This is a genomic window from Streptomyces sp. CB01881 (genome assembly GCF_002953255.1).
Taxonomy (GTDB): Bacteria; Actinomycetota; Actinomycetes; order Streptomycetales; family Streptomycetaceae; genus Kitasatospora.
The window spans coordinates 8,416,486-8,436,587 of record NZ_CP026498.1 but is presented as its reverse complement, the minus strand read 5'-3'; the positions used below and the strand labels follow the sequence as shown (position 1 = coordinate 8,436,587).

The following is a 20,102-nucleotide window of genomic DNA, read 5'->3' as shown; positions in this document are numbered from 1 at the left end:
GGGCGGCCCGGAGTGCCGCGGCGCGGAGTCGCCGCGGCCCGCGGGTCCACGGTGGGTGCAGCCGGCCCCTGCACCCACCCGCCCGCCTCACTCCGTCGCGATCGCCCGGAGCACGTCCAGCCGCGCCGCCCGGCCCGCCGGACGGAGGCCGGCCACCGCGCCGGCCAGCAGCCCGGCCACCAGCACCACCGCGAGCTGCCCCGGCGGTATCGCGAACGAGCCCGTCCCCGCGCTGTCCGAGGCCCGCACCAGTGCCCAGCCGAGGAAGGCCCCGAGACCGAGCCCGCCCACCGTGCCGAACGCGGCCACCAGCACCGACTCCCAGCGCACCATGGCCCGCAACTGCGCCCTGGTCTGGCCGACCGCCCGCAGCAGACCCAGCTCCCTGGTCCGCTCGTGCACGGCCAGCGTCAACGTGTTGGCGATGCCGAGCAGCGCGATCAGGACCGCGAGCGCCAGCAGTGCGTAGACCACCGAGAGCATCATGTCGACCCCTCCGGCGGCGCTCGCCGCGTACTCGTCCCGGTCCTGCACCTTCGGGTTCCCGAACGGGGCCGCGGCCTTCTCGACGGCCGCCCTGCCGGCCCCGAGCGCCACTCCGCTCTTCAGGCCCACGGCCACCACGGTGTCAGAGTCCTGACCGCGGTGCGGGGCCCAGGCCTGGCGGGTTATCAGGTAGTCGCCGGCCAGCCCGCCGCCCTCGTACAGGGCGCGGACGGTGAACGTGCCGCTCACGCCGTCCGCGAAGCCGACGGTGACGCTCTGGCCCAGCCTCCAACTGTGCTGTCCGGCCTCGCTGCGCGAGACCGCCAGGCCGTCCGTGCCCAGGGCGTCGAGCGTGCCGTCGACCCGGCCGAGGTCGACGATCCCGGCCAGCCGCGCCGGATCGGTGACGTCCAGCGTCCGCCCGTGGCCGTCGATCCGTGCGACGCCGCGGCCGAGGCCCACCGTCTGCCGGACCTCGGGCAGTTGGGCCAGCGCGTCGGCCAGCTTCGGGCTGACCCCGCTGCCGCCCGCACCGAACGAGGGCGCGGTGACGGCGAGATCCCCGGCGAAGGAGGAACTCACCGTGGCGTCCAGGGTGGCCTTGACGGAAGCGCCGAACACCGTGAACAGGGTGACCACGGCGACGCCGATCATCAGCGCGCTCGCGGTCGCCGACGTCCGACGCGGGTTACGGGCCGCGTTGCACCGGGCCAGCGTGCCGGAGACCCCGCGCAGCCGGGTCAGCGGAGCACCGAGCGTCCTGACCGCGAAGGCCGCGGCGACCGGGCCGAGCACCACCACGCCCGCCAGAACGCCCAGCGCACCGGCGACGGTCAGCGTCACCGACGGCCCGTCGGTCGCACCGACGACGGCGGCCGGGACGCCGGCCGCGACCAGCACGGCGCCGAGCGCCACCCGGACCGTGCCGGAACGTCCCTCGGCCGCCCGGTCCACCCCGGTGTCGCGCAGCGCCGCCAGCGGCACGGTGCGCCCGGCCCGGACGGCCGGCAGCAGCGCCGAGCCCACCGCCACCACCGTACCGACCAGCAGCGGCAGGACGACCGCGGCCGTGGTGATCACCATGCCACCGGTCGGCAGCGAGAAGCCCAGCGCCGAGAACAGTGCCTTGAGCCCGGCCGCCACCCCGATCCCGCCGAGCAGTCCGCCGAGCGAGGCCAGTGCGCCGACGGCCAGCGCCTCGGCCAGCGTCGCGCCCAGCACTTGGCCGCGCACCGCGCCGAGTGCCCGGAGCAGCGCGTTCTCCCTCGTCCGCTGGGCGACCACGATGGCGAAGGTGTTGTGGATGGTGAAGGTCGCGACCAGCAGCGCGATCCCGGCGAAGACCAGCAGCAGCGTGGTGAACATGGTCAGGAACCGCCCGGACACCATGTCCGTGCTCTCCTGGGTGGCCGCCGCCCCGGTGACCGCCTCCACCCCGGCCGGCAGCTGCGGGGCGATCCGCGCCACCAGCTCGCCCTGCGGGATTCCGCCGGCGGCCCGGACCTGGATCGAAGCGGCCTGGCCGCTGCCCTTGGGCGTGAGGTAGCGCTCGGCGTCCCCGAAGGCCAGGGCCGTGAAGGTGCTCGGTCCCATCCCGTCGGCACTGTCCCCGAAGGTGGCGATCCCGACGATGGTGACCGTCACCGGGTCGGGGGTGCGCAGCACGGTGGTGGAGCCGAGGTGCAGGCCTCCGGTCTTCGCCGCGCCCCGGTTGATCACTGCCTCGCCGGGAGCGGCGGGCGCGCGGCCCTCCGAAAGCTTGTACGGGTTCAGCCGGCTGTCGCCGAGCCAGTTGCCGGCCAGGGTCGGCGGACCCTGCCCGCCGACGGGCTTGCCGTCACTGCCGACCAGCTGGCCCGCGCCCTGGACGGACGGCTCGGCGGCCGCCACCCCGGGGACGGCGCGCAGCCGGTCGGCCAGCGCCGTGTCGACGGGTGCCCGGACACCGCCGGGCGTGCCCGGGGAGTCGAGCACGTCGGCGCTGCGGACCACCACGTCCGTCCCGGCGTTGGCATCGGCGAACAGGGTGTCGAAGTTGGCCCGCAGGGTGTCGCCGAGCACCATCGTCCCGGTCAGGAAGCTGACCCCGAGCAGGATCGACAGAAAGGTGCCGACCAGTCGGCGTCTGTGCTCGCGCAGGGAGCGCAGACTGAGCCGGACGGCGGTTGTCGTGGAGCTCATGCGCCCTCCTCCGTTCGCCCCGCAGGGGTGTGAGCCCCTGCCCACACCTGGGTCGTCCGACCGCTTCGCCCGCTCATGACCGCCCCTGTTCGAAGGCCTTCATCCGGTCCAGCACCCCGCCGGCGGTGGGCCGCTCCATCCGGTCGACCAGGCGGCCGTCGGCGAGGAACAGCGCCTCGTCGGCGTGCCCGGCGGCCATCGGGTCATGGGTGACCATGACGACCGCCTGCCCCATCTCGTCCACCGCGCGGCGCAGCAGCCCGAGCACCTCGCCGCCGGTGCGGGAGTCGAGGTTCCCGGTCGGCTCGTCGGCGAAGACCACCTGCGGCCGCCCGGCGAGCGCCCGGGCCACCGCGACGCGCTGCTGCTGGCCGCCCGAGAGCTCGCTCGGGCGGTGGTGGAGCCGGTCACCGAGGCCGACGACGTCGATCAGCGCGTCCAGCCAGGCCTGGTCCGGCGCAGCGCCGGCCAGGTCCAGCGGGAGGGTGATGTTCTCTCGGACGGTGAGCGTGGGCACCAGATTGAACGCCTGGAAGACGAAGCCGATCCGTTCCCGGCGCAGCAGGGTGAGCCGCCGGTCGCCGAGCGGGCCCAGCTCGGTGTCACCGATGTAGGCGCTGCCGGCGGTGAGGGTGTCCAGCCCCGCCGCGCAGTGCATCAGGGTGGACTTGCCCGACCCGGAGGGGCCCATGATCGCGGTGAACCGCCCGGCCGGGAACTCGACCGTGACGTGGTCGAGCGCCCGGACCTCCGTTCCGCCGACGCCGTAGATCTTGACGGCGTCGGCGACCCGCGCGGCGGTGCCGCGTACGACATCGAGGGTGGTCACTTCCCGGCACCCCCTCGGTAGTCGCCGCCGAACGGGCCGCGCTCCTGCGTGCGGCGTGTCTCGGTCAGCACGGCCCGCTTGGCGCGGTACTCGTCGGCGTCGATGTCGCCCTCGGCGTAGCGACGGCCCAGTACGGCCAGCGGGTGGTCCGGGCCGGCTCCGCAGCCCCGGCGCCAGACCGTCCGGCGCAGGAGGACGATCACGAGGAACACCACGGCGGCCCAGGCCAGCGGGATCAGCAGGATCCAGGGGCCCGGCCAGTGCCCGTCGTGGTCGGCCAGCAGCGTGTTCATGGTGGTTCATCTCCTCGGCGGTGGGCTTCAGGGGCCTCGGGACGGTTCCGAAGTGACCTCGGGAGGGTTCCCGAAGTGCTTTGAGCCTCCCGCCGGGGGAGCTACTCCCGCGTCCTCCAGGGAGCGGCAGTCGGGATACTCCCGCGGGAGTACGGACGGCCGCGCCGCAGGGTGCGGGGAGTACGGGCAGGACAGAAGCGGGGGCGGCGGGACAAGGAGTACCGGATGTAGTGAGGTGGCAGAGGGCGTTCCTCAACCGCGGGGGCGGTCCGGGCGGTCGGACCACACCGAAGCGGCCGGGCCGCGCCGCAGGGGCCCGGCCGCGCCTCGGGCGCCGGGCCACACTGCAAGGCGCCGGACCCCACCTCAGGAATCCGGGCCGCGCCTCAGGAATCCGGGCCGCGCCTCAGCCCAGCCAGCCCGGCCGGACCAGCCCCGACTCGTAGGCCAGCACGACGAGTTGCGCCCGGTCCCGTGCGCCGAGCTTCACCATCGCCCGGCTGACGTGCGTCTTCGCGGTCAGCGGGCTGACCACCAGCCTGCGGGCGATGTCCTCGTTGGAGAGCCCCATGCCGACCAGCGCCAGGACCTCCCGCTCGCGCTCGGTGAGCACGGAGATGTCCGTCAGGCCCGTCGCCGAAGCCTCCGGCGCCTTCGAGCGGGCCGCGAACTCGCCGATCAGACGGCGCGTCACCCCGGGTGAGAGCAGTGCGTCCCCGGCGACCGCGACCCGGACGGCCCGTAGCAGCTCGGCCGGCTCGGTGTCCTTGACCAGGAACCCGGCCGCCCCCGAACGCAGCGCCTCGAAGACGTACTCGTCCAGCTCGAAGGTGGTCAGCACGACCACCCGGACCTCGGCCAGTACCGGGTCGGACGCGATCCGGCGGGTCGCCTCCAGCCCGTCCATCCGCGGCATCCGGATGTCCATCAGGACGACGTCCGGCAGGAGTTCGCGGGCCAGCCGGAGCGCGGCCTCGCCGTCGTCCGCCTCGCCGACGACGGTGAGGTCGTCCTGCATGTCGAGCAGCACGCGGAACCCCGCCCGTACCAGCAGCTGGTCGTCCGCCAGCAGTACCCGGATCACGGGCCCTCCCTCTCATCGGTGGTCCCCGGGCCCGCTCCCGTGGACGTCGGCCCCTCGCCTGCGGACGCCGGCCCCTCACCGGTGGACGCCCGCCCCTCACCGGTGGCCCCGGGCGGCGCGCCCTCCGGCCGCGTCGGCAGCACCGCCCGGACCCGGAACCCGCCGCCCGCCGACGGCGCCACCGGCCCCGCCGTGATGCTGCCGCCGAACGCCGCGGCCCGTTCCTGCATCCCGGCCAGCCCACTGCCCGACCCACCCGCGTCACCGGGCGAGGCCGGGCCCGGGTCGGCGACCACGACGACCAGGGCGTCGGGATCCGTCCAGTCCAGCACGACGACCGCCTGCCGGGCGATCGAGTGCCGGATCACGTTGGTCAGCGCCTCCTGGACGATCCGGAAGGCCGTCAGGTCGACGCCGGCGGACAGCGCCCGCCGGCCGCCCTTCTCGTGCACCTCCACCGCCAGCCCGACGTTGTCCGCCTGCTCGGTCAGCTCGTCGAGCCGGTCCAGCCCGGGTGCCGGGCCGCGCGGCGCCGCCGCCCCGGGCGCCCGCAGCGTCCCGAGCACCTGGCGGACCTCGCCGAGCGCCTCCTTGCTGGTCGCCTTGATCGTGGTCAGGGCCGTCCGCGCCTGCTCCGGCCGTTTGTCGATCAGCGCGAGCGCGACCCCGGCCTGGATGTTGATCAGCGACAGGCTGTGCGCCAGGATGTCGTGCAACTCCCGTGCCATCCGCAGCCGTTCCTCGTTGGCCCGGCGCTGCGCCAGCTGCTGCTCGTACTCCCGGTGGGCGGCCATCTGCTCCCGCCGGAACCGCACGATCTCGGCGACCGACACCACCAGCAGCAGCCAGGTGACCAGCGCCAGCTCCTGCCACCAGGTGATCGTCGACGGCGCCGCGCGCTGCCAGTCGGCCGGCACCGCGAAGGTGACCAGCGCATGGACGAGGTAGACCCCGCCGAGCCCGGCCCAGGCCGCCCGGCGGTGTCCGGAGCCGATCGCCGTGCAACAGGCGATCACCCAGCCTAGGAAGACCGGCCCGTACGGGTACCCGGCGGTCACGTACACCGCCGTGACCAGCGAGGTGCCCGCCACCACCGCCACCGGCCACCTGCGGCGCAGCACGAGCAGCGCGGGCCCGAGCAGCAGCAGGAGGTAGCCGAAGGCGTCCAGCGGGACCCGCCCGCTCTGGTGCCTCGCGGCCGCGGAGGACCCGGCCACCTGGACCGCCGCGACCACGATCGCCGCAGCCACCGGCCACCCCGCCTTGGCGGCCCGCACCCACGGCGGACGCCACGGCTCGGCGAGCCCACCCGGAGGCGCACCGAACCCGCCCGGCACGGGATGCTCCCCCGGCATGGGATGCTCCTCCGACGCGGGGTGATCCCCCGGCGGCCCGGAACCCGCCGACGGCGGCCGAGGTGTACGCGGCGTCATGCCCGGAAGGCTAGACCCCGCGCACGCCCCGCCGCGTCACCCCGGAGTTGCGTTCGGGCGTACTCCCGCGGGAGTACGCCCGAACGCAAGCTCTACTCCCAGCCCTCTGCTCCCCTCTACCCCTCCGCCCTCGTCTTCGCCTCCGCCTTCGCCTTCGCTTCCGCCTCCGCCCTCGTCTCCGCCTCCGCCTTCGCCCTCGTCTCCGCCTCCGCCTTCGCCCTCGTGTCCGCCTCCGCCTCATCGAAGGTCGCCGAGGCCTCCGGCCGGGCGAGCGTCACCACCAGCTCCCCGTCGTCCACCCCCGCGATCAACGTGTCGCCCTCCTGCACGCTGCCGTCCAGCAACAGGTTGGAGACCCTGTTGTCCAGCTCCGACTGGATGGTCCGGCGCAGCGGCCGCGCCCCGAACTCCGGCTGGTAGCCCCGGTTCACCAGCCACTCCCTGGCCTCCTCGGTGACCTCCAGCCGCACGTCCTGCGCCTTCAGCCGGCGCCGGCTGCGGTCCAACATCAGATCGACCACCTGGAGCAGGTCCTTCCGGGTGAGCGCGTGGAAGACGATCACCTCGTCGATCCGGTTGAGGAACTCCGGGCGGAACTGCGCCCGCAGGTCCCGCATCAGGTCGTCCCTGATCTCGTCGACGTCACCCGCGTGGTCGAGGATCCGCTGCGAGCCGATGTTGCTGGTCATGATGACCACGGTGTTGCGGAAGTCGACCGTGCGCCCCTGGGCGTCCGTCAGCCGCCCGTCGTCCAGCACCTGGAGGAGCAGGTTGAAGACGTCCGGATGCGCCTTCTCCACCTCGTCGAAGAGCAGCACGCTGTACGGCTTGCGGCGGACCGCCTCGGTGAGCTGGCCGGCCTCGTCGTAGCCGACGTACCCGGGCGGCGAGCCGACCAGGCGGGAGACGGTGTGCTTCTCCTGGAACTCGCTCATGTCGAAGCGGATCATCCGGTCCGGGTCGCCGAACAGCAGCTCCGCCAGTGCCTTGGCCAGTTCGGTCTTGCCGACGCCGGTCGGGCCGAGGAAGAGGAAGGAGCCGGTCGGCCGCTCCGGGTCGCCCATCCCGGCCCGGCCGCGCCGCACGGCCTGGGCGACCGCCGTCACCGCCTGGTCCTGCCCGATGACCTTCCCGTGCAGGTGCTCCTCCAGCTTGAGCAGCCGCTCGCGCTCGGTCGCGTTCAGCTCGGCGACCGGGATGCCGGTCCGCCGCGAGAGCACCTGCGCGATGTCGTCCGCGGTGACCTCGACGACCTCCTCGCGGCCCTCGGCGATCGCGGCCAGCTCGTCCTCGGTCTGCCGCAGCTCGGTCTTGAGGTTGGCCGCCCGCACGAACTCCTCGTCCGCGACCGCCTCCTCCAACTCCCGGCGCAGCTTGCTGATCCGGTCCTGTACCGGCATCGCCTTGGTCGAGCCGCTCAGACTGCGCAGCCGTACCCGCGCACCGGCCTGGTCGAGCAGGTCGATCGCCTTGTCGGGCAGGAACCGGTCGCTGACGTACCGGTCGGAGAGGGCCGCGGCGGCGCCCAGCGCCTCGTCGGTGAACCGCACCTGGTGATGGGCCTCGTAAGCGTCGCGCAGCCCCTGCAGGATCTCGATCGTCTCCCCGACGGCCGGCTCGGGCACCAGCACCGGCTGGAACCGCCGCTCCAGCGCGGCGTCCTTCTCCACGTGCTTGCGGTACTCGTCCAGCGTGGTGGCGCCGACCACGCTCAGCTCCCCCCGGGCCAGGGCCGGCTTGAGGATGTTGCCCGCGTCCATCGAGCCGTCGCCGCCACCACCCGCGCCGACCACGGTGTGCAGCTCGTCCAGGAAGAGGACCACGCTCTTATCGGCCGCCGTGACCTCGTCGATCACGCTCTTCAACCGCTCCTCGAACTCGCCCCGGTACTTGGAACCGGCCACCAGCGCGGTGAGGTCGAGGGTGACCACCCTCTTGTCCTTGAGGCTCTGCGGCACCTCCCCGGAGACGATCCGCTGGGCCAGGCCCTCGACGATCGCCGTCTTGCCTACGCCCGGCTCGCCGATCAGCACCGGATTGTTCTTGGTCCGCCGGGAGAGGATCTCGACGGTCTGCTCGATCTCCTCGGCCCGCCCGACCACCGGGTCCAGCCGGCCGGAGCGCGCCTCCTCGGTGAGGTCCCGGCCGTACTCGTCCAGGGTCGGGGTCTGGCTCGGGTGCGCGCCGGTGCTGCTGCGTTCACCGCCCACGCCGCGCCCGTCCAGCACGGTGCGCAGCGCCTCCTGCGAGGGGGCCGCGTTGTGCAGGGCGGTACCCGCGCCCGAGCGTTCCTCCTCCAACAGCGCGCCGAGGATGTGCTCCGGGCCGATGTAGGAGGCGCCGGCGGCCTGGGACCGGGCGTGCGCGGCGAGCAGCGCGCGCTTCGCCGAGGGGGTGAGAGCGGGCCGCACGTCCCGCTCGACCTCCGCAGTCCCGGTCGGCAACCCGGCACTCAGGTCGTCGGCGAGCCGGTCCGGATCGACCCCCGCCCGCTCCAGCATCCGCCGCGAGGGCTCCACCCGGGTAGCCGCCCAGACCAGGTGCGCGGTGTCGAGGTCCCTGCTCCCGTCCTCGGCGGCGCGGTGCGCGGCGAGGGCCAGCAGCTCCTGCGAGGACTCGCTCAGCATCCGCCCGATCGGCACCCGCTGAACCGCCGGCGGGGAGGCCAGCGGGCTCATGCCGAAGAACCGGCTGAGCAGGTCGGAGAACGGATCGTTCGACCCGAACGGGGGCATCGTCACGGTAGATCACCTCTCCCAAGCGGTTTGAGCCCACACAAACACAGGCCCCGTCCACCCGCCTCCCGGGACGATCCGTTGGCGGCCCGATCCCCATGCGTGGCTCACTGCGTGCGTGCCTCACCGCATGCGTGGCTCAGCCCGTGAAGTGGTCGAGCAGCACGCCCCCGCTGTACGTGACGACCATCGCGAGCATGCCGCCCGCGACATTGCGCAGCACCGCCCGGACCACCCCGGCCCCGCCCAGCCGGGCGCTCGTCCAACCCGACGCGGTGAGCGCCACCAGGACGGCGAGCACCGTCACCACCAGCCGCCACGACTCCGGCGGGAGCTTGCCCAGCAGACCGACGAGCTGCTCCCGCTCCGACTCCGACAGCCCGCCACCTCACCGGCCAAACCCTCCACCTCAACGGCGGCGCCCACACCACCCGCACAGCGCCAGGAAGCCCCGGAGGCCGTACGGTCTCCGGGGCACCCGAAGTCGTGGGCACGGACGGCTTCGAACCGCCGACGTCGGCCTCTGCCGCAACTCACCGCCATGCGCCGCCCGATTTGACCGAACCTCACCCCTCCCCGGCCGGCCGATGGCGTTCGTGAGCTTCGCCTCCTGGGCATGCTGACCAGTTGTCAGGCGTCTGAGCCGGGGAGGGCGGAGCCGCGTGGAGGAACTGTCGGTCAGGCCATGGCGGAAGCCCGGCAGGTGGCGGCTGTACGTCAACAGAGCCGGCTCCCGGGGCGCTTCGGTCGCATGGCTCGACTGCCTGACCGGCGTGATCGAGATCCAGGACTCCGCGTCCGAGGCTGCCGCACTGGCAAAGGTGGAAGAGTGGTGCGCTGTCTACGGGCAGTCCGTACCCCCGCGGACCGTCAGGCGCCGCGGAGGCGCAACCGTGCCGGCGCCACCCAAAGTGCCCGCGTCGCGGCAACGGGCCGGCACGCCGTTCCTGCCGCCGCTGCGGGATGAGGACGACCTTTCGCTGAACGCCCCCGGAGCCGGGCTGGAGAGCATGCTTCTGCAGGAGGAACAGTCGCACAACATCTGGGTTCGCCTGGTGGCCAAGGTGACCCGGAACCCGCTCGCCACCCCGACGACGCTCCTGGGACTGGAGGGCGAACGGATCGTCGGAGCCGCCCTGGAGCCGCTGAGGGCCTCGGGGTGGAAGGTCCTGCACGGCGTTCCGCTGCCCAGCGGGTCCGACATCGACCATGTGGTGATCGGCCCGCCGGGCGTCTTCACGATCAACACCAAGCACCACCCGGACGCCACCGTGCGGGTCGGCGACAAGATGGTCAGCGTCAATCGCAACAGCTTCCCGTACCTGGCGAACGCCGAGTTCGAGGCCTCACGGACGACGGGGCTGCTGGAGGAATGGTGCGGGTTCGAGGTACCGGTTCACCCGGTCATCGCCGTGGTCGGCGCCCGGAAGATCAGCCACGACGGGGCGTCGCCCGTGCTTGTCGTCGCCGGCGAGCAGATCGCCTCGAACCTCCCGTCGGCGCCAACGCGGCTGACGCCGAGGCACGTTGACATGGTCTTCAGGGTCGCGCGACACCGCCAGGTCTGGAGCCGGATCGGCAGTCGCCACAGGAAGGCCCAGTAGCTCAACTCGCCCGAGGCACCTCGATGAGCGCCCGGCCGTCGTGCGTGCGCATATGCGGCGCTGCCCGCTTGCCGGAGCGCGTCGAGCAGGCGGACGGCGTATACCCGAGAACACGCCGAGAAGGTCCACGACCATCCCTCCGCCGCGGCACAAGCATCCCCGGCCGGTCCCTCCGGCCCGGGATGCTGCCCCGCCTACCCCGCATCCTGCACGTACATAAACGCCTTGATCATTTGGGAGGAATTCAGGGGTCGACTCCCCTGAGTGAGACATCAGGTGGACTCAGGCGCCCTGTAGGAAGGCCGCCTGAACGACTGCGGCCCAGGCCGGGCTGACGGTGAACGTCCACAGCCACGCAACACCAGAACACCCAGCGCGACGCGCTCGGCAACACGAACCGGCTGCTCAAGCGCCGCCGCTGATGCCAGCCCGAGACGCCAGAAGGCCCGCAGCATGATCGCTGCGGGCCTTCTGGGCTGGTGGGCGCGGACGGTTTCGAACCGCCGACATCTGCTTTGTAAGTTCGATCAGTGCCTTCTCCCACCTGTAGCTGACTACCAGGCTGTGCACGAGGCCGCTCGTGGGCAGCCCACGGCGATCGCCCACGTCCAGGCCCGTTGATGTCACGTACTGATGTCGCGATAGCGACGTTAGAGCCGTCTCGTCAGGACTCGCAGCTAGCCAACCGATCGTGCTGAGGTGGTGGCACCAACCTCTCGGCTCATCCCCGTCTTGCCTCATGCGCAGTGTCGCGACAAGCCCACCGGCGCCGGCCTCTAGCTGAGCAGATACACCGCGCGGGCACGCTCTTCAGAAACGGCAGCAGCAATCGCATCCCTGACCTGCCGCGTCTTGCTCCAACCACCATGGTGACCAGTCAGCAACACAATCACCCCACTGGTTGAGCATGGCAACCAAGCCGAATCGACAGGCAACGCCTGCCCACCCAGGCACCTGGAACGACTATCCTCTCAACAGCCAGTTGCAGAGTTTGGGGGGTCTAGATGGCGCAGCCGACCGGGGACGCGCTGACAGCTAGCGCATTGGACCTCGCCAAGCGCCTCCTAGTCCCGGGCCGCGCCGGCGATCAGGACTATTCGGCGATCCCTGACGTAGCAGGCTATGCCGATATACAAGATCAATGGCTAGCAGGATACAGGAAAACGCTCCTATCCTCGATTCGCGATGGCGACTGCACACCCACATATACCGAGATTATCGACTACCCCAAAGACTCAATCAACTTCCGACCTTTGGCGAGGTTCTCTGCGCGAGATCGGATTATTTATGACGCGCTAATATATTTGGTGACTCCCGATATCGATCGCCATCTAGACCGCAGAGTATTTAGCTACCGGTGGGACCATCAACGCCGCGAGCCGCACTTCTGGTCAAAGCTCTGGCGACAGATGCAGCGAGTTTCACGGCGCCACCTAGAGGCTGATCCTTGGCCCAGGATGGCAACATTGGATGCCGCCTCTTTCTATGAGCACGTTGACATAGACATCCTCTCCGATGACCTATCCTGCATTTCTAAAAACAGGTACGACACGCAGAGGCTGACTAGGTTTCTCACCGCTTTTCAGCGCATCAATCATGCTTGGGGACTTCCCCAAGGCTCCGACGCCTCCGCGATTTTGGCAAACCTATACCTAACTCCCGTGGATGAGTTCCTTAGAAAGTCTGGAATCCCTTTCGCGAGATACTCGGATGACATTAGGATATTTCACCCAGACTGGACCGAACTCAGGGACATACTTGGGGAGATTAACCGGATACTTCGATCCCGCAGGTTGTCAATGTCGGCACAGAAGACGGCAATCTTGGAGCAGCAGGACGCATTGACGCGGATTCACGATCCACGCTTGGCCTCACTCTCCGCCTCATGCGACATTGGAATCCCCGGAGCTCAAGAAGAAGTGCGCATGTACTTCGACAAGGCGATCAAAGAGGAGCAATTAAGTCAAACGGCAATTCGCTTCGCGCTAAATCGCCTAGTAAAACTTCGAGACGATCACGCCGTCAGCTGGTGCCTAGAAAACCTGCACTACTTGCCTCATATCTCGAAGGAGCTCTTCAGATATCTGGGGGCCTGCAAGAGTCGCGCTGTCGAGATCAAGCATGAGCTGTCACTATTTATGACCTCCGGCGCCAGCTCAAGCTACCCTTACCTAGAGCAGCGAATCTTGCGTTACTTTCTTTCCGCCGAGGAGCGGAGTCCACAGCTAAAGGACGCCGCTTGGATGATTCTTGAGGACAGAAATCGAGAGGACTTTCCACGCGAGTTCGCCGTTAGATACCTTGGTCGAGATGCCTCGATTGGGGAGTCGCAGCTCCTTCGCCACAGATTTGAAGATGAGCCTAGCATTGCAATGCGCCGAGCCCTCCTCATGGCGCTCTATGAATCGGGGAACCTCTCAGAGAGGTACCTGAATGAGGTGGAGGAATACTTGCCACCACTCAAATGGGTCTGCAGATACCTGCGAACCCAACCCAAAATTCCCATATCCTGAGAGAGGTAGCATGCCACAGTTGACCCAGGATCAGTGCGACTCGCTCCGAGCGCAGCTTGAAGAAATGCACGAGAACTGCCTCTATAGCGCGCAAGCGTACTTTGAAGCTGCGAAGCGGGCAGAGCGCTGGGGCAGGCTTATGATATTCATTCCAGCGTGCGCATCGGCCATCTCTGGCTTCATGACAGCGCTTGCAAGCAGGCCAATCTGGGGCGCCGTATCTGCTGTCTCTGGTGCAGTCGCAGCCACCGCTTCATTCCTGGGTGGAACCAAGAAGTCAGCCGACTTTCTAAGCTCAGCCAGGTCTTACACAATATTGCGCCATAAAGTTAAGCTTGAACTCCAGATGCTCTCGCCCGATGCAGGCATTGATATAATCCGAGATAGCATTCGAAGTCTGAATGCAGAATATCTCCAAATCGTCTCCACCGACACGCCTGTGCCAAACAGGTCCTTCGAACTGGCTCGGAGGCGGATACAACAGGGCAGGGCCTCCTAGGCCAATCAGTCGGAGTGCGCCAGGAGCCCTGTCCAGAACCATGACCTAGCTGTGCTCACTACTGGATGCTGGCCGGCGCATGGCTCTATCGGTCATGCTGTCTAGGTACCAAACCAGGGAAGGAGCAGCCCGTGCCAGAGCGTAGCCCCCGCGGCACATACCTTCGCCTCGCTGACGCCTTGCGCGCACAGATCAGCGGGGACCCGACTGCATCACTCCCCTCCGAGGCGGGGCTCATGGAGTTGCACGGAGTTTCCCGAACTACCGTGAAGCGCGCCCTAGACATGATCGCGGCCGAGGGCTTGATCCGGTCGAAGCCTGGCATCGGGTGGATCGTCGTAGGCCAGGAGCAGAAGCCGCCAATTTTCGATCAACTCGCCGCTATGGTAGCTGAGTTGAACGTCGGTGACCCGTTTCCGTCAGAGAAGCATCTCACCGAGCAGACTGGTGCGGCACGCGGGACTGTACGGCGGGCCCTCGCCCAGCTGGAAGGCGCCGGGATTCTCGAAGTACGGCACGGGAAGGGGCGGCGTGTCCGAGCGCTGCCCGCCGCTCAGGTCTGACCACCACCTAGGAATGGACTCCACTGTGTGGGCTTACGAGCTTGCCGAATCTCTCCTGTCGACCGACCTGCCGCGCCGCTGGGTCCACTCCAAGGGAGTGGCCGGCAAGGCGCGCTCACTGGCCACGATCCTCGGGCCGGATGCCGAGCTGCTGGAGTCGGCCGCGGTTCTGCATGACATCGGGTACTCACCACGCCTCACCGACACCGGGTTCCATCCGCTTGACGGCGCGCGCTTCCTGCGTGCGGAGAACGTAGACGAGCGAGTCGTGCGGCTGGTCGCCCACCACTCATGCGCGCTGCTCGAAGCCGAGGAGCGCGGCCTGCGGGCGGAGTTGGAAGGCGAGTTCCCATTGGAGGAGCCACACCTGGTGGACGCGCTGATCTACTGCGACATGACGACGACGCCGGACGGGATTCCGACCACGACGCCGGACCGGATCTCCGAGATCGTCGGCCGGTACGGGCCGGACAGCATCGTCGGCCGGTTCATCCGGCGGGCTGAGCCGGAGATCGATGCGGCCGCCCGCCGGGTGGAGGAGCGCCTGTCCCGGACCGGCGCCACTGCCTAACCGATGTACGGCTGGCCCCGTTCGACGTCCAGGCCATGGGCGATCCGGAGCCGCATCGACGGGTGAATGTCCAGGGCATCGAGGTCCGCTGGGGGAACCCAGCGGACCTCTTTCGATTCCTCGCTCGTTCGCAGCGTGCCGCCGACCGGCCGGGCCTTGAAGCAGATCGAGAACTGTTGCCGGACTTCACCGGCGTCGTAGGCCATGACGTGTCCGGGGTCCGTGTAAAGCCCCACGACCGCGCCCACCTCGACGTCGATCCCCGTCTCTTCCCGCACTTCCCGGACGACCGTGTCGGCGATCGATTCACCGATGTCGTGGCCGCCGCCGGGAAGCGCCCACAGGTTGTTGTCCGTCTTGTGGATCAGCAGGAGCCGTCCCGCATCGTCCGTGACGACCGCGGTCACCGACGGCACGACCGAGTTGGCCGGCGGAGCTGCCGAGTCGTGAAAGTAGTCGACGCGGGTCATGTCGCTTCACCCTCCAACTGCGGGGATTTGATCGTTCGGGCGCCTTCCCAGATTCGCTCGATACTCGCGGCGTACGTGCTGAACAGCTCTCCGCCAGGGACCTGCGAAAGGTGGAGTACAGGGGCCAGATACGCCCCAACACCGTAGACGTGGCCGTTGACCAGCATGTCGTCGTCCGCACGGTAGATCGAGTTGTAGAGCGTGCTGGAGTGCAACCCAGGGGCGTTGCAAAGTCCTGTGATCTCGTGAATGCGCTGGCGATCTCCATCGACACCCGGCCCTCCCTGGCCAGGGTCTGAACCATCCGAGTGGCGACCTTCTCGCCCGGCACGCTGGTGTGCTGCCGGTCCGAGGCCTCGACCGCGGACCGGGCCAGGGCCGCGCACCAGCGCACTTTGCGGTTGTGCAGCCACTGCTCCAGACGACTGGCTCCCATCCGCCGGATCGCGGCAGGGGTCTGGTAGCCGGTCAGAAGGATCAAAGGGCCGTGGTTCGCCAGCTCCAAGCTTCGCTCGAAGGCAGGGAAGATGCTGCTGAGCAGACCGCGGAGCCGGTTGACGGCCCGAGTACGGTCGCAAACCAGGTCAGCCGACGCGCGGTCAGGAACCGCAACTCCAGGACACCCTCGTCGGTCGCCGTGATGGGCTGCAGGTCACGGCGCATACGTGCCTGGTAGGCGATGACGTGGGCGTCACGCGCGTCCGTCTTGCCTTCGCCGCGATAGCCCGCCGTGGCCCGGTTGACGGTGCGGCCTGGAATATAGAGGACCTGTTGGCCGCGAGCGAGCAGGAGCGCGATGACGAGGGCAGCCCCGCCGTCGACCAGGCCGATCGCCCAGGGCGAGGACGTCGGTGAGCGGCTGGATCAGGTCGGGTTCGTCGTTGGCCACCCGTCGCGACAGGAGCGGCGTCCCGCCGTCCAGGACTTCGGGGAGCCCACGTGCCGCCTCGGCGCACAGGGCGCGTGCTGGACGCCCCAGGCGCGCATCGCGGGAGGGCTGCTCCACCTGGGCCACAACCGCCGGTTCGCGCCGGATCCGGCAGCCGAGAGGAAGGCACTCGCGGTCGTCAAGAACGCCCTGCTCGCCCACCGCAGCCGCAGACTCCACGTCTCCTGAGCCGCCGCACGGGCGCGGGCGTCGCGCCGGGTCGCGTGGAACCTCGGCGTTCCAGCCAAGTCGGGGCCTTCGCAAGCCAAACACCGGATATTCGCATGACCTTCGCATTAGGGTGAGGCCCGATCCACCGCTCGGCCCTTTCCCCCGACCAGCGGGCATCAAGCATGCCGCCGCCAGGACTGGAGTGAACCGATCATGCATCCTCGTCACCTGTGGAAGCTCCTCGCCAGGGCGGTCGTCCGCCGCGGCATCGGCGCCACCATCGGCGCTCTCGCGCTCATCGCCTCGTTCGTCCTCGCGGGCACCGCCACCGGCACGTCGAGCGCGGCCGCCGCGTCGGCCGGCGTCAGCAGCGGCGGCGGCCAGTGGGCCTGCTCCGGCGCTGCCATCCCGAACGGCTACGTCCTCACCGCCTTCAACAAGGACGGCTGCAGCGGCTGGGGCTCGTGGTTCCAGCAGCCGGAGGCGGACGGGCTCTACAGCTGCGGCGGCTCCCCGATCATCGCGGGGTACGTCCTCACCGACTACCTGAGCTACGGCTGCAACGGGATGGGCTCCTGGCAGCACAGCCTCGTCAAGGACGGGATCTGGACCTGTGGCGGCTCCCCGATCGTCCCGGGCTACGTCGTGACCGGCTACGTGGTCCCCGGCTGTCACGGGGTCGGTGCCTGGTACCACCAGGTCGCCAAGGTCGGCCTGTACACCTGCTCCAACTCGCCGATCCCCGCGGGCTTCTTCCCGGGCGCCTACTGGGCGGCCGGCTGCAGCGGCTTCGGCGGCTACCGCCTCGGCCACTACTGATCCACCGACCGGTGCGCCGGGGGCGCCGCACGACGAACCGCACCCCCGGCGCACCGCCCGCGCGAACTCCCGCACGGAGACACGACCGGGCAGCCGGGCGGGCCGTCCCCGAGGCGAGCTGTAACTGTCTGTAAATGATCTGTCTCATTGAGCTCTTTCAGCGTTGAAGCTCGAGGGTGAGTACGGCCTTGGCTGCTGACGTCAGCCAGTTCGGGCTGCAGCGGGCGTGGTGGAAGATCCTCCAGCGCTTGACTGTCGCCACGCCTCGCTCGACCGGGTAGCGAAGTCGGGCGTGGGCCCTGTTTAGCGATCTCTGCCCGACGCTGAGCTCCTTGCGGGGCGGGCGTCTGGTCGGCACCGCGAACGTGCCGCCGGCACCGGTGTACGCCATGTCGGCCAGGGCCGGGACGCGGAGCCGGACACAGGTCTTCACGATGCGGTGGTTGCGGGCGGCGGTCAGGTCGTGGGTGCGGCCGGGAAGGGCGCGGGAGATCCAGACGAGCTGGCCCTTCGGGTCCAGGGGCGTTTCAAAGTCCCGGTGACCATGTGAGTCCGCAGGCCGCGGCGGCGCGAGGAGTGCTGGCCGGGCCGTCACGAACGCATCGAAGCTCCGGTTGAACGGGGTGACCTTCCCAAGTCGCCTCGCACCACCGGAGCTTCGATGTGTCGTCAGTCTGCCACCGTCTGCCTGATCAAGTCGCCGGCTCCGGAGGACATGGCGGGATTTTCGCTGGTGGAGCGGCTGCGGTTGTTGCCCGATCCGCGTCGGCGTCGAGGAGTGCGTCACCCGTTCGTGGCGGTGCTGCTGGTTGCCGCCTCCGCGGTTGTCGCCGGCGCACGCTCGTATACGGCCATCGGCCAGTGGTCCGCCAACGCGCCGCAGCACGCCCTGGCCCACCTCGGTGCCCGGGTCGTGGGGGCGTTGAGCGTGCGCGTCGCACCGAGTGCCGCCACGATCCGGCGGGTCGTCGGCCTGGTCTGCCCCGGCGGACTGGCCGATCTGACCGGCGCTGATCCTGCCGGTTCGGACACCCTGGCCGTGGACGGCAAGACCGCCCGCGGCTCCCGGCACAGCGAGTCGCCCGCCGCCCACCTGCTGGCCGCGATGACCGGCGACGGCCGCACCGTCACCCAGCTGCGGGTCCCCGACAAGACCAACGAGATCACCTGCTTCGCCGCGCTACTGGAGCCCTTCGACCTGACAGGGGTCACGGTCACGGCCGACGCCCTGCACACCCAGCGCGCCCACGCGCGCTTCCTGGTGGACGAGAAGAAGGCGCACTACCTGTTGGTGGTCAAGGCCAACCAGCCCGAACTGCACCGCCGACTGCGATCACTACCCTGGAAGAACGTCACCGCGCGTCGTTACGACCGCGAGATCGGCCACGGCCGCCGGGAAACCCGGGTGACCAGAGCCCTCACCGTCACCGGCCTCGGCCTGGAGTTCCCTCACGCCGCCCAGGCCGTACGCATCCTGCGCCACCGTACCGACCTCGCCACCGGCACCGTCAGCCGCCAGACCGTCTACGCGATCACCGACCTGACCTCCCAGCAGGCATCGCCCCAGCGCCTGGGCCAACTCGCCAGGTCACAATGGACCATCGAGAACCGGCTCCACTTCGTCCGCGACACCACCTTCGCCGAGGACACCTCGAAAATCCGCACCGCCCACGGACCCGAAAACATGGCGACCCTTCGCAACCTGGCCATCAACATGCTCCGCACCGCCGGACACACCAACATCGCCGCCGGCATCCGGCACGCCTCCTACGAGCCCTTCACCCGCCCGCTCGACCTACTGGGCATCGCCTGACCAGCGCGACCACAAGATCACAGGACTTTGCAACGGCCCTGGAGTGCAACCGGAACTCGACGCCGGACAGGCCGAACAGCGGGCCGTAGTTGGCGAGTGCGTTGCGAATCTTGCTCGCCATGGCGGGCCCGATCCCCTCGTCCTCGCCGCGTTGGGCCACAGAGGAGGATCCGGGGTCGCCGAGCATGAGCCGTACGGGTACACCGTCATGTGCCTTCTCGCGGATGAGGCGGAAGAACAGCGGGTCTTCTGAGAGCCAGAATCCCGCGTAGACCACAAGGTCGAAGTGCCGGGACGCCTTTGCGTAGAGCGTCGTCCACAGCTCTTTCGGCACCACTGCACGGTGGGGGTACAGCTTCACCAGCTCCGCCCGGCCGGCCTCCGCCGTCTCGCTGCTGGTCTGCTCATCCGACCAGAGGTCTGACAGGTCGCGTTGCAGCAGGTTGGCCAGCGCGTACTGGAAGCGCCGGTAGGGACGACGGTGGTCCTTGGCCTCGACCCAGCGCTCCACTGTCCGCGAGCTGACGCCGAGACGTTCGGCAATCTGCTCGACCGTCAGCCCACTGGCGAGGATCGCCCCTCGAAGCCTCTCATTGGCCATCTCGCCCTCCCGTGGACGAAGTTGTGGCGCTCGGACGATGCGGGACGACTTGACCGTAGCGAAGTCGGATCGGAGCCGTCCAGGTAAGCCGTATCCCGACCGGCCTGATTCGCCGAATCTAGTGATGCGAGGTCGGCGGCTCCGACCAAACCAAGCGAAGGACTTGACGAAGCGTCGGCTCAGCGCCATCGTAAGAGACATGTTCAACATGTCTCGCATGGCGAGGCGGGCGAACCTCTGGCCCTTCTTTGGGCTGCTCTGACCTGTGCAAACGCGCCTGGAGGGGTGGGGTGACAGCCCCCCGAAGGAAGCGCCGTTCCTTGAGAACTCAACAGTGTGCTGATCGAGAACGAGTGTCTTTGGTCCCCGATCCGTGCCGCCTGTGGCGGGTCGGGGGTCATGGCTGCTCGTGACGTGACGAGTGGTCTGGGCCCGCATGAGTCGGGGCCGCCGCGCCTTCCTTGGCCGGAGCGCGGCAGCCCCTGGGGCCCACCTCCCCACCTGGAAGA

General features: G+C 69.4%; 15 protein-coding genes and 3 pseudogenes. 6 read left to right on the top strand and 12 right to left on the bottom strand.

Going from position 1 to position 20,102, the window contains the following annotated elements; translation table 11 throughout:
* Positions 1-87: 87 nt before the first annotated feature.
* The 7 genes and pseudogenes from C2142_RS26860 to C2142_RS26830 all read right to left on the bottom strand — a co-directional run.
* Positions 88-2,667 (bottom strand): ABC transporter permease, encoded by a 2,580-nt coding sequence (locus C2142_RS26860; protein WP_148645325.1) that lies wholly within the window; start codon positions 2,665-2,667, stop codon positions 88-90.
* Positions 2,668-2,740: 73 nt separating this feature from the next.
* Positions 2,741-3,496, bottom strand: coding sequence for an ABC transporter ATP-binding protein (locus C2142_RS26855; RefSeq protein ID WP_148645324.1), 756 nt, complete (start codon positions 3,494-3,496; stop codon positions 2,741-2,743).
* On the bottom strand, positions 3,493-3,789 hold the full coding sequence (locus C2142_RS26850) for an SHOCT domain-containing protein (protein ID WP_148645323.1): 297 nt from the start codon (positions 3,787-3,789) through the stop codon (positions 3,493-3,495). Before C2142_RS26850 ends, C2142_RS26855 begins: the two co-directional genes overlap by 4 nt.
* Positions 3,790-4,195: 406 nt before the next feature.
* The gene (locus tag C2142_RS26845) at positions 4,196-4,873 is read right to left on the bottom strand and encodes a response regulator transcription factor (RefSeq protein ID WP_148645322.1); all 678 of its coding nucleotides are present in this window, start codon (positions 4,871-4,873) and stop codon (positions 4,196-4,198) included.
* On the bottom strand, positions 4,870-6,228 hold the full coding sequence (locus C2142_RS26840; protein ID WP_241002799.1) for a sensor histidine kinase: 1,359 nt from the start codon (positions 6,226-6,228) through the stop codon (positions 4,870-4,872). Before C2142_RS26840 ends, C2142_RS26845 begins: the two co-directional genes overlap by 4 nt.
* Before the next feature lie 194 nt (positions 6,229-6,422).
* Positions 6,423-9,047, bottom strand: coding sequence for an ATP-dependent Clp protease ATP-binding subunit (locus tag C2142_RS26835; RefSeq protein WP_277347275.1), 2,625 nt, complete (start codon positions 9,045-9,047; stop codon positions 6,423-6,425).
* A gap of 133 nt (positions 9,048-9,180) precedes the next feature.
* Positions 9,181-9,375: pseudogene (locus C2142_RS26830) on the bottom strand (VIT1/CCC1 transporter family protein); the annotation flags it as partial.
* Between the two features lie 439 nt (positions 9,376-9,814).
* Between C2142_RS26830 and C2142_RS26825 the strand changes: the two are divergent.
* From C2142_RS26825 to C2142_RS26805, 4 genes are all read left to right on the top strand, one after another.
* Positions 9,815-10,645, top strand: a complete 831-nt coding sequence (locus tag C2142_RS26825) for a nuclease-related domain-containing protein (RefSeq protein WP_148645320.1) — start codon at positions 9,815-9,817, stop codon at positions 10,643-10,645.
* Between the two features lie 1,043 nt (positions 10,646-11,688).
* On the top strand, positions 11,689-13,158 hold the full coding sequence (locus C2142_RS26820; RefSeq protein WP_162002552.1) for an RNA-directed DNA polymerase: 1,470 nt from the start codon (positions 11,689-11,691) through the stop codon (positions 13,156-13,158).
* Between the two features lie 564 nt (positions 13,159-13,722).
* Positions 13,723-14,220, top strand: coding sequence for a GntR family transcriptional regulator (locus C2142_RS26810; RefSeq protein ID WP_346766397.1), 498 nt, complete (start codon positions 13,723-13,725; stop codon positions 14,218-14,220).
* A gap of 13 nt (positions 14,221-14,233) precedes the next feature.
* Positions 14,234-14,791: an HD domain-containing protein gene (locus C2142_RS26805; RefSeq protein ID WP_148645316.1), complete on the top strand. Its 558-nt coding sequence runs from the start codon at positions 14,234-14,236 to the stop codon at positions 14,789-14,791.
* On the opposite strand, the gene C2142_RS26800 is transcribed toward C2142_RS26805, so the two are convergent.
* The 3 genes and pseudogenes from C2142_RS26800 to C2142_RS40425 form a co-directional block, all read right to left on the bottom strand.
* A complete protein-coding gene (locus C2142_RS26800; protein ID WP_148645315.1) occupies positions 14,788-15,261 on the bottom strand; it encodes an NUDIX domain-containing protein in 474 nt (157 codons plus the stop codon). The two genes, C2142_RS26805 and C2142_RS26800, sit on opposite strands and share 4 nt — an antisense overlap.
* Positions 15,258-15,476: pseudogene (locus tag C2142_RS40430) on the bottom strand (XRE family transcriptional regulator); the annotation flags it as partial. The gene C2142_RS26800 and the pseudogene C2142_RS40430, both read right to left, overlap by 4 nt.
* Positions 15,477-15,541: 65 nt before the next feature.
* Positions 15,542-16,219: pseudogene (locus C2142_RS40425) on the bottom strand (IS110 family transposase); the annotation flags it as partial.
* A 354-nt stretch (positions 16,220-16,573) separates the two neighbouring features.
* On the opposite strand from C2142_RS40425, the gene C2142_RS26785 reads away from it, so the two are divergent.
* The gene (locus C2142_RS26785) at positions 16,574-17,179 is read left to right on the top strand and encodes a hypothetical protein (RefSeq protein WP_148645313.1); all 606 of its coding nucleotides are present in this window, start codon (positions 16,574-16,576) and stop codon (positions 17,177-17,179) included.
* Between the two features lie 157 nt (positions 17,180-17,336).
* Here C2142_RS26785 and C2142_RS26780 read toward each other — a convergent pair whose 3' ends face one another.
* The gene (locus C2142_RS26780) at positions 17,337-17,774 is read right to left on the bottom strand and encodes a transposase family protein (protein WP_162002550.1); all 438 of its coding nucleotides are present in this window, start codon (positions 17,772-17,774) and stop codon (positions 17,337-17,339) included.
* Positions 17,775-17,840: 66 nt separating this feature from the next.
* Between C2142_RS26780 and C2142_RS26775 the strand changes: the two genes are divergently transcribed.
* Positions 17,841-18,992 (top strand): ISAs1 family transposase, encoded by a 1,152-nt coding sequence (locus C2142_RS26775; protein ID WP_241002798.1) that lies wholly within the window; start codon positions 17,841-17,843, stop codon positions 18,990-18,992.
* Here C2142_RS26775 and C2142_RS26770 read toward each other — a convergent pair.
* Positions 18,958-19,593: a helix-turn-helix transcriptional regulator gene (locus tag C2142_RS26770; RefSeq protein ID WP_148645310.1), complete on the bottom strand. Its 636-nt coding sequence runs from the start codon at positions 19,591-19,593 to the stop codon at positions 18,958-18,960. The genes C2142_RS26775 and C2142_RS26770 overlap by 35 nt on opposite strands.
* Between the last annotated feature and the right edge of the window lie 509 nt (positions 19,594-20,102).

Excerpts from the sequence above, each read along its gene's own strand:
- C2142_RS26805 (WP_148645316.1), top strand. The coding sequence starts at position 14,234 with ATGGACTCCACTGTGTGGGCTTACGAGCTTGCCGAATCTCTCCTGTCG.
- C2142_RS26840 (WP_241002799.1), bottom strand. The coding sequence starts at position 6,228 with ATGCCGGGGGAGCATCCCGTGCCGGGCGGGTTCGGTGCGCCTCCGGGT.
- C2142_RS26800 (WP_148645315.1), bottom strand. The coding sequence starts at position 15,261 with ATGACCCGCGTCGACTACTTTCACGACTCGGCAGCTCCGCCGGCCAAC.
- C2142_RS26785 (WP_148645313.1), top strand. The coding sequence starts at position 16,574 with ATGCATCCTCGTCACCTGTGGAAGCTCCTCGCCAGGGCGGTCGTCCGC.
- C2142_RS26770 (WP_148645310.1), bottom strand. The coding sequence starts at position 19,593 with ATGGCCAATGAGAGGCTTCGAGGGGCGATCCTCGCCAGTGGGCTGACG.
- C2142_RS26850 (WP_148645323.1), bottom strand. The coding sequence starts at position 3,789 with ATGAACACGCTGCTGGCCGACCACGACGGGCACTGGCCGGGCCCCTGG.
- C2142_RS26860 (WP_148645325.1), bottom strand. The coding sequence starts at position 2,667 with ATGAGCTCCACGACAACCGCCGTCCGGCTCAGTCTGCGCTCCCTGCGC.
- C2142_RS26810 (WP_346766397.1), top strand. The coding sequence starts at position 13,723 with ATGCTGGCCGGCGCATGGCTCTATCGGTCATGCTGTCTAGGTACCAAA.
- C2142_RS26775 (WP_241002798.1), top strand. The coding sequence starts at position 17,841 with ATGTGTCGTCAGTCTGCCACCGTCTGCCTGATCAAGTCGCCGGCTCCG.